General features: G+C 74.5%; 11 protein-coding genes. 2 read left to right on the plus strand and 9 right to left on the minus strand.

The genetic code is table 11. From position 1 onward, the window contains the following. A partial coding sequence (locus AB0M18_RS34260) for an adenosylhomocysteinase (RefSeq protein ID WP_365764987.1) occupies positions 1–932 on the minus strand: 932 nt, incomplete at its 3' end. A 357-nt stretch (positions 933–1,289) separates the two neighbouring features. Between AB0M18_RS34260 and lepB the strand changes: the two genes are divergently transcribed. Further along, a complete protein-coding gene (gene lepB / locus AB0M18_RS34265) occupies positions 1,290–1,955 on the plus strand; it encodes a signal peptidase I (protein WP_365764989.1) in 666 nt (221 codons plus the stop codon). 95 nt (positions 1,956–2,050) lie between these two features. Here lepB and AB0M18_RS34270 read toward each other — a convergent pair whose 3' ends face one another. The 6 genes from AB0M18_RS34270 to AB0M18_RS34295 form a co-directional block, all read right to left on the minus strand. Beyond that, complete coding sequence (locus AB0M18_RS34270) at positions 2,051–3,007, minus strand: cation diffusion facilitator family transporter (RefSeq protein ID WP_365764991.1); 957 nt, start codon at positions 3,005–3,007, stop codon at positions 2,051–2,053. A gap of 205 nt (positions 3,008–3,212) precedes the next feature. Next, positions 3,213–4,364: a mannose-6-phosphate isomerase, class I gene (gene manA, locus AB0M18_RS34275; protein WP_365764993.1), complete on the minus strand. Its 1,152-nt coding sequence runs from the start codon at positions 4,362–4,364 to the stop codon at positions 3,213–3,215. Between the two features lie 96 nt (positions 4,365–4,460). Next, positions 4,461–5,618, minus strand: coding sequence for an SIS domain-containing protein (locus AB0M18_RS34280; protein WP_365764995.1), 1,158 nt, complete (start codon positions 5,616–5,618; stop codon positions 4,461–4,463). 232 nt (positions 5,619–5,850) lie between these two features. Next, a complete protein-coding gene (locus AB0M18_RS34285; protein WP_265868984.1) occupies positions 5,851–6,033 on the minus strand; it encodes a Trm112 family protein in 183 nt (60 codons plus the stop codon). Positions 6,034–6,680: 647 nt separating this feature from the next. Further along, complete coding sequence (locus AB0M18_RS34290) at positions 6,681–8,042, minus strand: phosphomannomutase/phosphoglucomutase (protein ID WP_365764997.1); 1,362 nt, start codon at positions 8,040–8,042, stop codon at positions 6,681–6,683. A gap of 87 nt (positions 8,043–8,129) precedes the next feature. Continuing rightward, positions 8,130–8,573, minus strand: coding sequence for a DUF3499 domain-containing protein (locus AB0M18_RS34295; RefSeq protein WP_365765036.1), 444 nt, complete (start codon positions 8,571–8,573; stop codon positions 8,130–8,132). 430 nt (positions 8,574–9,003) lie between these two features. On the opposite strand from AB0M18_RS34295, the gene AB0M18_RS34300 reads away from it, so the two are divergent. Next, positions 9,004–9,420 carry a metallopeptidase family protein gene (locus tag AB0M18_RS34300; RefSeq protein ID WP_365765038.1) on the plus strand — a complete coding sequence of 139 codons (417 nt, stop codon included), beginning with the start codon at positions 9,004–9,006 and terminating at the stop codon, positions 9,418–9,420. Positions 9,421–9,539: 119 nt separating this feature from the next. Here AB0M18_RS34300 and AB0M18_RS34305 read toward each other — a convergent pair whose 3' ends face one another. Both AB0M18_RS34305 and AB0M18_RS34310 read right to left on the minus strand, forming a co-directional pair. Then, positions 9,540–11,111, minus strand: a complete 1,572-nt coding sequence (locus AB0M18_RS34305) for a DUF5719 family protein (RefSeq protein WP_365764999.1) — start codon at positions 11,109–11,111, stop codon at positions 9,540–9,542. Further along, positions 11,108–14,824, minus strand: a complete 3,717-nt coding sequence (locus AB0M18_RS34310; protein WP_365765001.1) for a glycosyltransferase family 2 protein — start codon at positions 14,822–14,824, stop codon at positions 11,108–11,110. The genes AB0M18_RS34305 and AB0M18_RS34310 overlap by 4 nt, the downstream gene beginning before the upstream one ends. Between the last annotated feature and the right edge of the window lie 250 nt (positions 14,825–15,074).

Here is a 15,074-nt window from a genome sequence, read left to right on the forward strand (position 1 = left end):
GTGACCTGGTAGCCGTCCATCGCCGCCTGCAGCGCGCAGATCGGGTCGATCTCCGTGACGATGACGCGGGCGCCCTGGCCACGCAGGGACTCGGCACAGCCCTTGCCGACATCGCCGTAACCGCAGACGACGGCCGTCTTGCCGCCGATCAGGACGTCGGTGGCACGGTTGATGCCGTCGATCAGCGAGTGCCGGCAGCCGTACTTGTTGTCGAACTTCGACTTCGTCACGGCGTCGTTCACGTTGATCGCCGGGAAGAGGAGGGTGCCGGCCTGCATCATCTCGTAGAGACGGTGGACACCGGTGGTGGTCTCCTCGGTCACGCCGCGGATCTCGGACGCGAGCTGCGTCCACTTCTGCGGGGACTCGGTGAGGGTGCGGTTGAGGAGGCGGAGGATGTGGCCGTACTCCTCGCTGTCCGCCGTGGCCGGGTCCGGGGCCGAGCCGGCCTTCTCGAACTCGACGCCCTTGTGGACGAGGAGGGTGGCGTCACCGCCGTCGTCCAGGATCATGTTCGGGCCGCCGGTGGGGGTGTTCGGCCAGGTCAGCGCCTGCTCCGTGCACCACCAGTACTCCTCCAGGGTCTCACCCTTCCAGGCGAAGACCGGGACGCCCTGCGGGTTCTCCGGGGTGCCGTTCGGGCCGACGGCGATGGCCGCGGCGGCGTGGTCCTGGGTGGAGAAGATGTTGCAGGAGGCCCAGCGGACCTCGGCGCCGAGGGCGACCAGGGTCTCGATGAGGACGGCGGTCTGCACGGTCATGTGCAGGGAGCCGGTGATGCGGGCGCCGGCGAGCGGCTGCTGCTCGGCGTACTCGCGGCGGATGGACATCAGGCCGGGCATCTCGTGCTCGGCGAGGGTGATCTCCTTGCGGCCGAACGTGGCCAGGGACAGGTCGGCGACCTTGAAGTCCTGCGTGGCGACAGTCGTCATGACTGGAGCTGCTCCTCGTCAATCGGGTTCGAGGGTTCGAGTGGGCACCTGGCACCGCGGCTGTGGAGGACGCGGGCATACGAATGCCCGGTGCTCCCGCGTCTTCCGCGGTGCAGTCGTCGGAGGCCCTCTCTCCCTCGGCCGGTCCCGCGTGCGGACCGCCCGACCGCCATCAGCAGCGACGTCTGGCTGGTCACGAATCTACACCGATCGACGCGGCGGCCCACAGTCCGCCTGGTGACGGAATCGGCCGGATCGGGGCCGGGACGGGGCCGGGACGGGGCTCGCCAGAAGCCCTCGGTGTCACTGCGCGCCTATAGGGTGCGGGCCGAACTGCTGCTGGGAGGGGTTGCGGGTATGAGGCCGGGGCGGGGACTGCGGATCGCGGGCTGGGCAGTGCTGGTGCCGTTGGGGGTGGTGATGGTCGTCGCGGGGCTGGTGCTGCGGAGCGCGTATCCGGCGCACCGGATCGAGAGCGACGCGATGCACCCCACCTACGGGCCCGGCGACACGCTCTACGCCGAGCGGATCGAGCCGTCCGAGGTGCGGCGCGGGGATGTCGTCCTCGTGCGCGTGCCCGAGTGGGGCATCACCGAGCGCCTGACCGTGGAGCGGGTGATCGGGGTCGGTGGCGACCGGGTGACGGCGGACGACCGGCGGCTGTACGTGAACGGCAAGCCGCTCGGCGAGCCGTACGTCGCCGGGGGCGATCCGATCGGGGGCGCGCCCGGCTTCGATGTGAAGGTGCCGGAGGGGCGGGTGTTCCTGCTCGGCGACAACCGGGGCAACTCCCTCGACTCGCGCTACCACCAGGACCTCGGTACCGGCGGCACGGCTCCGGTGACGGCGGTACGGGAGCGGGCCACGGACCGGCCCGGGCCGGCGCTCGCCGCGCTGGGCGGCTTCTTCGTCGGCGCGGTGGTGCTCCTGATCGGGTTCGGCCTCGGCCTCGCCGGTTCGCTCACCGGCCGGTCGGCGCGGCGGCGCGCGGTGCCGCCGCCTCCGCCGTACGCCGTGTCGTAAGCCGTGCTGTGAGCCGTGCCGCGACATGACGGAGGCCCCGCACCCGGTCAGCAGATCACCGGGGCGGGGCCTCTCTCGTCGTCAGACGGCCGGCGTCAGGCGTCCTTGGTCTCGGCCTTCGCGGCGTCCGCGGCAGCCCGCTGCTCGCTGTAGATGTCCGGCTCCAGGTAGATCACCCGGGCGATCGGGACGGCGGCGCGGATGCGCTCCTCGGCCGCGTCGATGGCGCGGGCGACCTGGGTGGCGGTCTCGTCGTGAGCGACGGCGACCTTGGCGGCCACGAGGAGCTCCTCCGGGCCGAGGTGGAGCGTGCGCATGTGGATGAGGCGGGTGACGGTCTCGCCGTCGACGATCGCGTCTTCGATCTTCTTGACGTCTTCGATGCCGGCGGACTCGCCGAGCAGCAGCGACTTGGTCTCGGCGGCGAGGACGAGCGCGATGGCGATGAGCAGGACGCCGATGCAGAGGGTGCCGATGCCGTCCCAGACGCCGTCGCCGGTCAGCAGGGCCAGGCCGACGCCGCCGAGGGCGAGGACGAGACCGATGAGGGCGCCGAAGTCCTCCAGGAGGACGACAGGCAGCTCGGGTGCCTTGGCGCGGCGGACGAACTCCTTCCAGGACTGGTTGCCGCGGAGCTCGTTCGACTCCTTGATCGCGGTGCGGAAGGAGAAGCTCTCGGCGATGATCGCGAAGACGAGGACGCCGACCGGCCAGTACCAGGCCTCGATCGGGTGCGGGTGCTTGATCTTCTCGTAGCCCTCGTAGAGGGCGAACATGCCACCGACCGAGAAGAGCACGATGGAGACGAGGAAGGCGTAGATGTAGCGCTCGCGGCCGTAGCCGAAGGGGTGCTGCGGAGTGGCCTCGCGCTGGGCACGCTTGCCGCCGAGGAGCAGCAGGCCCTGGTTGCCGGAGTCGGCCAGCGAGTGGACGGCCTCGGCGAGCATCGAGGACGAACCGCTGAAGAGGAACGCCACGAACTTCGAGGCCGCGATCGCGAGATTGGCGGCGAGCGCCGCCACGATCGCCTTGGTTCCGCCTGACGCGCTCATGGGTGTGTCTGTTCCCTTCGTCGATGCTCCGGCCCGGCGATGCTCTGGCCCGGCGATGCTCCGGCCTGGCCCCTGGCCGCCTTGTCGGAGGGCAGCTTATTGCCATCCCTTTGCCGTCGTGCGGCCGGTCATTGTCGCATCAGCCCGGCGTCAGGCGCGGGTCAGGCGCGGGTCAGACCCGTTTGAAGCCCGCGTCGGGACCGGATCAGGCCACGACGGTGGCGCGGAAGACCGTTCCCGCCCCGGACAGTTCGGTCTTTTCGCCCGCCGGTACGAACGCCGATTCGCCGGGCGCGAGCGTCAGTCCGCCGACGGCCGGGCGGCCGGCGACGGCGAGCAGGATCTGCGGGGTGCCGGCGGTGAGGTCGGTGGGGACGGCGCCCTCGGCGCGTACGAAGCGGGAGAGCCGGAACTCGTCGATCGGGGTGTCGTAGAGCTCCTCGCCGGACGAGGAGGCCTCGGGGCGCAGGATCCCGGGGTCGTTGGGCTCGAAGCGGACGATCCGGAGGAGTTCGGGGACGTCGACGTGCTTGGGGGTGAGGCCGCAGCGCAGCACGTTGTCGGAGTTGGCCATGATCTCGACGCCGAGGCCGTCGAGGTAGGCGTGCGGGACGCCGGCGCCGAGGTAGAGCGCCTCGCCGGGCTGCAGGGTGACCTCGTTGAGCAGCATCGCGGCCAGGACTCCGGGGTCGTTGGGGTAGTGGTGGGCGATCCGGGCGTACGTGGCGTGGGCGCCGCCCAGGCGGGCGGCGGCGTGCGCGGCCTCGGCGACGGTGTGCGCGATCTCGGCGCGGTCGGCGGTGAGCAGCGCGGTGAGGACCTCGCGCAGCGCGTCCTCCTCGGGGTGGGCGTGGAGGAGGTCGACGTACGGCTTGAGGGAGTCGACGCCGAGGGCGGCCATGGTGTCGGCGGCGTCGGCCGGGTCGCGGAAGCCGCACAGGCCGTGGAACGGCGTGAGCGCGCAGACGAGTTCGGGCTTGTGGTTGGCGTCCTTGTAATTGCGGTGCGGGGCGTCGAGCGGGACGCCGGCGGCCTCCTCGGCGGCGAATCCGGCGCGCGCCTGGTCGAGGTCGGGGTGGACCTGGAGGGAGAGCGGGGCGCCGGCGGCGAGCACCTTGAGGAGGAAGGGCAGGTGGGGGCCGAACTTCTCGACGGCGGCCGGGCCGAGTTCGCGTACGGGATCGGCGTCGATGACCTCGTTGAGGGGACCGCGGTCGGTGCGGGACGGGGCTCCGGGGTGGGCTCCCATCCACATCTCGGCCTGGGGCTCGCCGGTGGGGGCGACGCCGAGCAGTTCCGGGATGGCCGTCGTGGATCCCCAGGCGTAGGGGCGGACGGTGTTGACGAGGCGGTCCATGGGGCTTCCAGCTCTTTTCAGTGCGGTGGTGCGGTGATGGACGTGCGGGGGGGGACCGCCGGCCCCGGGGCCCGGTCGCCGGGGCAGCGCCGGCCGCTACCGCGGGACGCGGCCCGCCGAGGCGAGGGAGAGGTAGACGGCGGCGAAGTCGGTGACGGCGAGGAGTTCGGCGAGGTTCTCCAGCGGGCTGCCCTCCTCCGGTTCCAGCTCGCTGACCGCGGTGCCGTGGCTGAGGGCGAGTTCGCGGGCGGCGGGGGCGGCGCTGAGCACGTTGCCCTCGGCCGGGCGGTCGCGGAGGAGGACGACGCGGGCGCGCAGCGCCTGCTGCTCCTCGACGCGGTCGCGGAAGAAGTCGTCGGGGTCGGCGCCGGCCGCGTAGTCGCCGGCGAGCAGCATGCCGTGGGCGGGGAGCGCCTCGGGCAGTTCGGCGGCGAGGGCGGGCAGCCCGGCGAGTTCGGCGAGGACCGCGGCGAAGCGGCGGCCGGTCGGGCCGGCGGCCTCGCCCTCGGTCCACACCAGCGGGAGGGAGTCGGCGAGCTCGGCGGCGAGGGTCTTGGCCGGGTTGCTGTACGTGGCGATGGCGGGGCCGCAGCGCTCGGCCGTACGGTCCAGGCGGTCGGCGACCTGTTCGAGGGCCTCCGGCGGGGCCTCCACCAGGCCCACCCGGTCCAGCAGCGCGAGCAGCGGCGTGAACAGCGCCCACAGCGCGCCGGGGCTCGCCGCGAGCTTCTCCCCGTACTCCTCGGCCGTCTCGTGCGGGGCCATCGCCATCGGTACGAGCAGGCCGCGCGCCCCGCCGCCCACCGACTCGGCCAGCGGGGCGTCCTTGGGGGCGACGGCGACGACGGTGATGCCGCGGCGGTACGCCTGCTCGGCGAGGAGCGCGAGTCCGGGTTCGGCGCCGTCCGTCGTCGGCAGGAGCAGCAGGTCGACCGAGCCGGCCCAGCCGGGCAGGGCCCAGCGCAGGGCTCCGGCGGCCGGTGCGACACCGGTCGGCTGGAGGCGGATCACCGGGGCCGAGGCGCCCGCGAGGGCGCCGACCAGGTCGGCGACGCCCGCGGCGGCGGTGCCGGGGCCCGCGACGAGGACGGCGCGGGGGCGGCCCTCGGGGCGGAGTGCCGCGATGCCCGCCTCGGCGGCGTGCCGGGCTGCGGTCCGTACCCGTGCGCCCGCTTCGGCGGCCCCGCGGAGCAGTCCGCGGTGGTCGGCGAGGGCGAGGGCGTCCGGTGCGTCGAGGAGGGTCTCGTCGAGCATGTGGCGGGCCTCCGGTCGGTCGGCGGAGCGGGGCCGGCGGTCGGCCGGCGTGGGTGGGTCCCCCTGAGGGGTGCGCGTCAGCGTGTCAGTGTGTCGGCGCGGCCTCGTACGCGCCCTCTAAACGCGCTCTCATACGCGTGCGCGTCGCGTGCGCGCCCGGCGTCCCGCGCCGGCCCCCCAGGGCGGCTTCCCCGGGCGGCCTCCCGGGGCGCGGGGCGGGCGGCGGAGCGGGTCACTCGGGGCGGCGGGCCTCGTCGACCAGCAGGACCGGGATGCCGTCGCGCACGGGGTACGCGAGTCCGCAGTCGGCGGAGGTGCAGACGAGCTCCGGGGTCTCCTCCGCCGTGCGGTCGTTCAGCGGGGCGTGGCAGGCCGGGCAGGCCAGGATCTCCAGGAGGCCGGCTTCGAGCGGCATGGTGGTCCCTTCGGGGGGGCGGGTACGGCGACACGGGCGTGGGCGTACGGGCGGTCTACGGGCTGGGGCCTGTGCGGCGGATCAGGGTCGGACAGGCCGCGGCTCCCCCAGAGCTCCGCCTGGGTGGTGCCCCCAGCGCGGTGCCGTGCCAGGTGTCGCGGACCCGGCCATGATCCGCCGGACAGGACCTGGGTCAGCCTACCGCTGGGGCGCAGGCGGCGCCCTTGCTGTGGGGCGGGGTGCCGGGCTTACGTTGCGGGGCGCGGGCGACGGCGGGGCGGCGGTGGGAGGACGGGGTGGGAAACGGGGGGCGACGGGTTGGGCGTGGCGGGGGGCCGCCGAGCGGGGCGCCGGGCGGGGGCGCGGGGCGGGGGCGCGGGGCGGGCGGCCTGGTGAGCGCGGCGCGCTCGGGGCGCGGAGGTACGCCGGACGGCGGGCCCTGGCAGGCGCGGCGCGTTCGGGGCGCGGGTCCAGGCGCAGGTGCGGAACGCGCCCGCAAAGGCGCCGTCCCGTGTGCCCACCCGTCCCGCCCCAGCGGGACGAACGCCCACAACGGGACAGCGAACCGCCCCAGCGGGACGAACGCCCACACGGGGGTGGCGCGAAGGCCCCGCCGGTCGGCGGGGCCTCGGCTTCATGCCTGTGGGTTACGCGCGGACCAAGGCCAGGACCTCGTCGCGGAGGGAGGACATCGTCTGGGTGTCGCGGGCCTCGACGTTGAGGCGGAGGAGGGGCTCGGTGTTGGAGGCGCGGAGGTTGAACCACCAGTCGGCGGCGGTGACCGTGAGGCCGTCGAGCTCGTCGAGGGTGATGCCGTCGCGGCCGGCGTAGGCGGCCTTCACGGCGGCCAGGCGGGCGCTCTGGTCGGCGACGGTGGAGTTGATCTCGCCGGACGCGGCGTAGCGGTCGTAGGCGGAGACCAGGGCGGACAGCGGGCCGTCCTGGCCGCCGAGGGCGGCGAGGACGTGGAGCGCGGCGAGCATGCCGGTGTCCGCGTTCCAGAAGTCCTTGAAGTAGTAGTGCGCGGAGTGCTCGCCACCGAAGACGGCGCCGCTCTTCGCCATCTCCTCCTTGATGAAGGAGTGGCCGACCCGGGTGCGCACCGGGGTGCCGCCGTTCTCGCGGACGACCTCGGGGACGGACCACGAGGTGATCAGGTTGTGGATGACGGTGCCGCCGGGGTTCTTGGCGAGCTCGCGGGCGGCGACGAGGGCGGTGATGGCGGACGGGGGGACCGGGTCGCCGTTCTCGTCGACGACGAAGCAGCGGTCGGCGTCGCCGTCGAAGGCGAGGCCGAGGTCGGCGCCCTCGGCGCGGACGCGGGCCTGGAGGTCGACGATGTTCTTCGGGTCGAGGGGGTTGGCCTCGTGGTTCGGGAAGGTGCCGTCGAGCTCGAAGTACATCGGGACGACGTCGAGCGGCAGGCCGGCGAAGACGGTGGGGACGGTGTGGCCGCCCATGCCGTTGCCGGCGTCGACGACGACCTTCAGCGGCCGGATGGCGCTCAGGTCGACGAGGCCGAGCAGGTGGGCGGCGTAGTCCTTGAGGGTCTCGCGCTCGCTGACCGTGCCCTCGGTCGCGGCCGGTTCGGGGGCGCCCTGCTCGGTCCACCGCTCGACGAGCGCGCGGATCTCGGAGAGGCCGGTGTCCTGGCCGACGGGGGCGGCGCCGGCGCGGCACATCTTGATGCCGTTGTACTGGGCCGGGTTGTGCGAGGCGGTGAACATCGCGCCGGGCAGGCCGAGCGCGCCGGACGCGAAGTACAGCTGGTCGGTCGAGCAGAGGCCGACCAGGGTGACGTCGGCGCCGAGGCGGGCGGCGCCGCGCGCGAAGGCCGCGGCGAGACCGGGCGAGGAGGGGCGCATGTCGTGGCCGATGACGATCGCGTCGGCGTCGACGACCCGCACGAAGGCGGCGCCGAACAGCTCGGCGAGCGATTCGTCCCACTGATCCGGCACCACTCCGCGGACGTCGTACGCCTTCACGATCTGCGACAGATCAGCAGTCACGGATCACTCCTCCTGAGGTCTCGGCTGTCGTCCGCGCGGATGCGACGCGCGTACGGACCGCCCAAACTACCGGGGAACGGACCTTGATCAGTTCTCGGGTGAACGCAGCACCCTCAGGTGCCCGCGCCGGCCGACCTCCATGGGGTCGGCGCCGCGGCCGCCCGGGCCGCCGGGCTTGCCGCCGCCGGCCTCGGCCGCGCGCTCCTGGGGGCGGGCCGCCTCCCGTACCGCGTTGGCGAGGGCTTCGAGGTCGTCGCCGCTGGGGCGGGTGGGGGTGGTGCCGTCGGAGAGCCGCACGACCTCCCAGCCGCGCGGGGCGGTGAGGCGCTCGCTGTGCTCGGCGCACAGGTCATAGCAGTGGGGCTCGGCGTAGGTGGCGAGCGGGCCGAGGACCGCGGTCGAGTCGGCATAGACGTACGTCAGTGTCGCGACGGCAGGGCGGCCGCACGCGGTGCGCGAACAGCGACGTACAGGGCTCACGACGTTGGACGGTACCGCACTCTTGAGCGGGCCGCGACGACTCTCCCCCAGGTCACTCCACCGTGTCGCGGTGTGACGTCCGCCACGGACCGGGTCCGATCGGCCGCTCTGACCTGCGGGAGCGACGTGCGGGGCGGCTGTCGGCGGCATGCGATCCGGACATCGACCGTGGGAAAACCGGTCAATCACGGCCAGATGGCCGATCGTCCAGGCCCCGGAAAACGGGCCCGCGCTTGGCCGGATCGGTCGGGTTGCGACACAGGGGACGAGATGGACGACGGCGCCGGCGACAGCACGGACGGCGGCACGGATCACGGCGCGGACGGCGACACCGGTGGCTGGCAGTGGCCGTCGGGACGGTCCCGGCCCGTACCGATCCGGGACCGTCCCGGGCCGTCCACGGCCATCCACGGCCGTCCCGGACCGGTGCGGAAACACCGGGGAGAGTTACGCTGCGTCAGTGACGGACAGCACCCACAGCATGGACAGCGCGGCGCCGCGCGTGCGACGCCGCGACCGGCACGGCCGCGGCATGCGGGGGCCGGTCGCCCCGCCGCAGGTGCCGCTGTCCGCGAGCCGGGCGGACACCTTCCGCGATCTGGTCCTGGATTCGGTCGAACGCCTTGAGCGGCACTGGCCGCAGCTGGCGGACGTCGAGTTCATGGTGATGGAGGTGCCTCCGACGGTCTCAAACGAGTCCGTCGTACCGCTGGGCGGCTCGACGCCCGCGGAGAAGAACGACCCGGCCCGGGTGGTCGTCTACCGGCGGCCGGTCGAGATCCGCGCGAAGAACCGCGACGAGCGCGCCCTGCTGGTGCACGAGGTGGTCGTGGAGCAGGTCGCGGACCTGCTCGGCCTCTCCCCCGAGTCGGTCGACCCGCGCTACGGGCAGGACTGAGGACTGGGGGACTGAGCCCGAAAGGGGCCGGTCCCACCCGTACGGGCGAAGGAACCGGCCCCTGAAGGGGTGCGGGAAAGCGCTCAGCCGTCCGCTCAGCCGTCCGCTCAGTCGGCCGCTCAGTCGTCCAGGACCGTCAGGTCCTGGCGGGCCGTGGGCACCTCCACCGTGCCGCGGTCGTCCGCGAACGTCTGGACCGTGAACATCGGGATGCCGTCCTGCGGCAGCTCGAGCAGGCGCGAGGCGTGCACCGGGCCGCCCGACAGACGCTCGACGGTGATCGCGTAGGAGCCCTTGAGGCCGTCGGGGACGGGCGCGGCGAGGGAGGTCGTGGTCCCCGCCTTCAGGGTGACGGTCTTGCTGACGGGTGTGCCGCCCTGCGTGCCCGCGGAGGCGGTGATCCGCACCTCGGCGCCGCCGACGGGCGCGGTCAGGGCGAGGGTGGAGCCCTTGGCGCGGTTGTCGGCGACGGTGGCGCGGGCCTCGATGGGGGCGGCGGCCGGGATGAACGCGATCTCCTGCTGCTCGCCCTTGCCACGGGCCACGCGGAGCGCGGCGACGACCGGCGTGGCCTTCTTGGGGTCGGTGGGAGTCAGGAGCAGGGAGCCGGGCTCGCCGCGGGTGAGGTCGGGCAGGTCGACGGCGGCGGTCATGCCGGACTTCACGTGCACGGCGTCGGCGCTCGCCGGGACGATCTTGCCGGTCGGCGTGACCAGCTGGATCTTCAGGTCGGCGTCGGCGTCGCCGGGCGCGTAGGCGACGAGCCGGACCGAGGTGGCGTCGGCCGGGATGCCGGGCAGCACGACGGTGCCGCTCGGGTCGGCGGAGGCCGGCAGCCAGTCGGCGCCCGCCTTGTCGTCGGCGGCGCCGACGACGGCGCCGACGCGGCCGCTGCGGGTGGTCACGTGGACGGTGAGGTCCTGCTGGGCCGGGTCGCTGGTGAGGGTCGAGAGCAGCACGGGGACGGTGGTGTGTGCCGGGACCGGGATGCCCTCGGTGGACAGCAGCTTGAGCGGGCCGGCCGGGCCGTACAGCTCGATGTCGGCGGTCGCGGTGCCGTCGTCCGGGTTGGTGAGGTGGACGTAGTCCTGGCGCTGCTTGGCGGTGGACGCGGCCGGGAACCAGAAGTCGGTGTCCGGGGCGGTGCAGGTGACGCCGAGCAGGCCACGGGCGCCGCCGGCCGGGACGACGGTGGTCTGCTGGACGGTCCAGCCGGGGGCGAGGCTGCCGCTCGCGGAGCCGGTGAGGGCGGGCGCGTCGGCGCCCTTCGCCTCGGCGCCGACCGGCGTGCCGGGCTTGGTGACGGTGGCCGGGGCCTTGAGGCCCTTGGTGTTCTTGGCCGGCTGCTCGCCGGGGGGCGGGGCGACGGGGGCGGGCTTCAGCTCGGCCTTGGCGGCGGTCCGCTCGCCCGTGCCCGCCGCCTTGGCACCGGCGGTCCCGGAGGTCCCGGAGGTCCCGGAGGCCGTCTTCCCCGCCGCCGAACCCTCGGGCGTGTACGAGGTGTAGGCGGTCTCCGCGACCTCGGAGGTGCTGGGGCCGGGGCAGAGCAGGGCGGTGCGCTCGACGGGCAGCCGGACCGGCAGCGAGGTGTTCGCGGGCGCGGCGCCGTCGGGGGCGGTGAGCGCGGCGACGCCGGTCACCGCCGCCAGGGTGCCGGCGACGGCGATCAGGGAGAGGGTGGTGCGCTTCACTGGTTGCTGCTCCCGTCCGGACGCTGCTGCTGCCCGTACCCGTAGGGGTCGTACGGGTCGTAGGACTGCTGCTGCTCGAAGCCGCCGCTCTGCTCGTAGCCGCTCTGCTGGGCGTACGGGTCGTACTGCTGCTGAGCGTCGTACTGCTGGGCGTCGTACTGCTGCGGCTCGTACTGCTGCTGGTCGTACGTCTGCTGTTGCTGCGCGTACGGGTCGTACGCGTACTGCTCCTGGTAGTAGCCCGCCTGCGGAACCTCCGCGTACTGGCCGTCCCACTCGGGCTGCTGCTGCTCGTACGCCGGCTGTTCCGGTACGGGGGCGGGCACGGGCTCCGGCTCGGGCACCGAGTCCTCGCCGGCCTCGCCGGCCTCTGCGGCCTCCGCGGCCTCCGCGGCGGCTTCGGCCTCGGCCGCGGCGCGCAGTCGGCGGGCGCGGCGGCCGTCGGCGGCGGTGGCCTGGGCGGGCAGGGCGAGCTCCTCGTCGGGCAGGTCGTCGTCGATGTCGCGGCGGCGGCCGGGCAGGGCGAGGACGAGCAGGACGACGGCGAGGAAGGCCTGGGTCCAGATCCACGCGGTGTGGGTGGCCGGCTCGTCGAAGGTGAGGTCGAGGCGGCCGGCGTCGGCGGGGAGCTCGAAGCCCTGGGCCCAGCCGTCGACGGTGACGGGCTTGAGCTCCTTGCCGTCGAGGGTGGCGGTCCAGCCGGCGTCGGCGCGGTCGGCGACCCGCAGCACGCGGCCGGCGGGTCCGGCGGGGATCTTGGTGTGGGCCTCGACGGGGCCGGCGGCGACGGCGACCGGCCGCGCGGCCTCGGCCGGGGCCGCGTCGGGGGTCTCGGTCGCCGTGCCGGCGGCCGCTCCGCCGTCCTTGGGGACGATCATGACGCGGGCGACCGCGTGGTCGCGGCTCACCTCCCACAGCGCGCTGCCGTCGAGCTGGCTGAGCCGGGAGAGGCCCGGGGTGGCGTCGAGGACGCGGCTCATCGAGCGCGGGGCCCCGTCCCGTACGAGGACGAAGCGGATGGCGAAACCGCTCAGCTCCTCGGTCTGGTCGGCGCCGGAGCCGGCCACGAGGTGGGAGACGACCTGGTCGAGGCGCGGGTCGCTGCCGCCGGTCGCGGTGAGTTCGGCGTCGCCGAGGCGTCCGCCGGAGCCGCGGACCAGGGTGTACGACACCTCGCCGGCCGAGCTGCCGCCGAGGACGAGCGTGCGGGCCTGGTCCTCCTGGCCGCTCTCCTCGGCGACGAACGCGGGCACCTGGACCGGGTCGCGGCGGGTGAGCGGGCCGTCGGCGCCGCCGATCATCCAGCCGGCCGCGGAGAGCAGCGGGCCGGCGGCGCAGGCGAGGGCGACGAGCGCGGCGACGGGCTGGCGCCAGCCGAAGCCGTGGGCGGCGACGCGGGTGCGGCCGCCCTCGGCGCCGATGGTGCCGGCGGCGAGCAGCGCGGCGCCGTAGACGAGGGTGGCGGGGCCGGACCAGCCGGTCTCGCCGTCGCCCGCGCCGTTGGTGAGGACGGCGAAGAGGAGACCGGCGAGGGCGGCGGCCCAGGCGGCGCGGACGGCGAGGGTGCGGTCCTCGCGGAGCAGTGCGGCCAGGCCGGCGCCGACGAGGCCGAGGAGCAGGATTCCGCCGAGGGTGCCGGGGCCGCCGGGGCTGGCGCCGAGCAGGTCGAGCGCGGCGGCGCTGCCGGTGCGGATGTCGAGGCCGGCCTCGCGCAGGAAGGCGGAGGGGCTGGTCAGCAGGGTGAGCGACCAGGGGGCCAGGAGCAGGATCGGGGTGCCGACGGCGGCGAGGAAGCGCAGTCCGTACGCCGTGATGTCGTTGCGGCGCAGGGCGAGCACGCCCAGGCCGAGGAGGACGGCGAGCGGCCAGACGACCGGCGTGAACGCCGTCGCGAAGGTCAGCAGGAAGGTGTACGCCCAGGTGGCGCGCCAGCTGCCGCGCTCGCCGCGGGGGAACTCCAGACAGGACCTGAGGCCGTGGGCGGCGACGGCGGCGCGGGCGATCAGCGGGAGCAGGATCGCGAGGACGGCGGTGCCGAGCCGGCCGGTGGCGAGGGCGCCGGTGGCGGCGGGCAGGAAGGCGTAGGCGATGGCGGCCCAGGCGCGCAGGAGGCGGGACTCGACGATGCCGCGGGAGGCGAAGTAGGCGGTGAAGCCGGCCAGCGGGACCGAGCAGACCAGCAGCACGGTCAGCGCGAAGGAGGTCGAGCCGAGGAACAGCGCCGAGAGCGCGGCCAGCACGGCGAGGTAGGGCGGGGCGGTCTGGGTGCCGCCGGTGCCGATGGCGTGCCAGCCGTCGGCGTAGCGCGACCAGAGGCCGGAGACGGTGTCGGGGGCGGGCAGCAGGGCGCCGCCGGCCAGCGAGCCGCCGCCGAAGAGGTTGCGGCAGGCGACGAGGGAGACGACGAGGAGGAGGGCGAAGAGGACCGGTCCGGGCTTGCGGGCGATCTTCTTCAGGCGGGCGAACTGCTCGATCTCCAGGTAGTCGGCGTCGTCACCGCCGGGGCCGGACTCGACGACGCCGTGCCGGGAGCCGCCGGAGTCGGCGTCGGAGCCGCCGAAGTGGGAGGCGAGCTGTTCGGCGGCGGCGCGGATGGTGGCGCCGGGCGGCGGGAACAGCGGACGCAGTTCGCTCGCGGGCACGGCGGGGCGCTTGCGCCGGCCGCGCGCGGCGAGGATCTTCTCGGGCCGCAGCAGGGTGGCGAGCAGGCCCATGATCTCGTCGACGGCCTGGCCGGGCGCCTTGCCGACGAGATAGCCGAGGGTGCGCAGCAGGGTGCCGAGGACGAGGCGGAGGAAGACGTAGGGAAGGGCGGCGCCGCGGGTGTTGGCGAGCAGGGTGTAGACGGCGCCGGCCTTGTCGACGCGGTGCGGGTTGGCGGCGGAGCGGCCGGCGCAGTCGACGGTGCGGCGCTCGCGGGCGGAGGCCTCGGCGTGGCGGAACACGGCGTCGGGGGCGACGAGGACGCGGTGGCCGGCGGCGTGGGCGCGCCAGCACAGGTCGACGTCGTCGCGCATGAGGGGCAGCCGGCGGTCGAAGCCGCCGAGCTCCTCGAAGACGTCGCGGCGGACGAGCATGCCGGCGCTGGAGACGGAGAGCACGGAGCGGACCTGGTCGTGCTGGCCCTGGTCCTGCTCGCGGCGGTCGAGGCCGGTCCAGCGGCGGCCGCTGCGGGCGATGGAGACGCCGGCTTCGAGGAGCTGCTTCTTGTCGTACCAGCCGCGCAGCTTGGGGCCGACGACGGCGATGTCGCCGTCGGAGTCGGCGACGCGTAGGAGTTCGGTGAGCGCGCCGGGTTCGGGCGCGCAGTCGTCGTGGAGCAGCCAGAGCCACTGCACGGGCTCGCCGTACGGGAGTTCGGGCAGGTCGTAGGCGTCGTCGCGCCAGCTGCGGGTGACCGGGTCCCAGCCGCTGGGGCGCTTGAGATACGGCAGCTCCTCGGGGCCGAGGACGGGCGCGGTGCGCGCGGCCTCCTCGACGGCGGCGCCGAATCCGGTGCGGCGGGCGAGGTGGAGCACACGGTCGGGGCCGAGCGAGTCGGCGAGCAGCCGCGCGGAGTCGTCGGCGCTGCCGGTGTCGGCGGCGACCACGTTCTGGACGGGGCGCTCCTGGGCGAGCAGCCCGGCGAGGGCGTCCGGCAGCCAGCGGGCGCCGTCGTGGGCGACGAGCACGGCGGTGACGACGTGTCGTGGGAACTCAGGAGTTGAGGACATCGAGCTACGGCCCCTCCGGCCGGGGGTCGCCCGGTGAAGGGCGTGGATGCGTCTCGGACGGAGGCCCACACTAGTAGCTGGCACGACAACGGTCCGCCGCCTGTGGACAACCACGGGGTGCGGACCGTTCGTTGTGTATGTCTTCACGTACGTCTTCACGTACGTCTTCGCGTATGTCTTCGTGTCCCGGCGAACACCGTCCCGTGGGCGGCCCCAAGGGCGGTCCCATGGGCGGGTGGCCGGATGGCGT

The sequence above is a fragment of the Streptomyces sp. NPDC051909 genome (assembly GCF_040681095.1).
GTDB lineage: Bacteria > Actinomycetota > Actinomycetes > Streptomycetales > Streptomycetaceae > Streptomyces.

Coding starts and splice junctions, on each gene's coding strand:
- lepB (WP_365764989.1), top strand. CDS start 1,290: ATGAGGCCGGGGCGGGGACTGCGGATCGCGGGCTGGGCAGTGCTGGTG.
- AB0M18_RS34270 (WP_365764991.1), bottom strand. CDS start 3,007: ATGAGCGCGTCAGGCGGAACCAAGGCGATCGTGGCGGCGCTCGCCGCC.
- manA (WP_365764993.1), bottom strand. CDS start 4,364: ATGGACCGCCTCGTCAACACCGTCCGCCCCTACGCCTGGGGATCCACG.
- AB0M18_RS34280 (WP_365764995.1), bottom strand. CDS start 5,618: ATGCTCGACGAGACCCTCCTCGACGCACCGGACGCCCTCGCCCTCGCC.
- AB0M18_RS34285 (WP_265868984.1), bottom strand. CDS start 6,033: ATGCCGCTCGAAGCCGGCCTCCTGGAGATCCTGGCCTGCCCGGCCTGC.
- AB0M18_RS34300 (WP_365765038.1), top strand. CDS start 9,004: ATGGACAGCGCGGCGCCGCGCGTGCGACGCCGCGACCGGCACGGCCGC.
- AB0M18_RS34310 (WP_365765001.1), bottom strand. CDS start 14,824: ATGTCCTCAACTCCTGAGTTCCCACGACACGTCGTCACCGCCGTGCTC.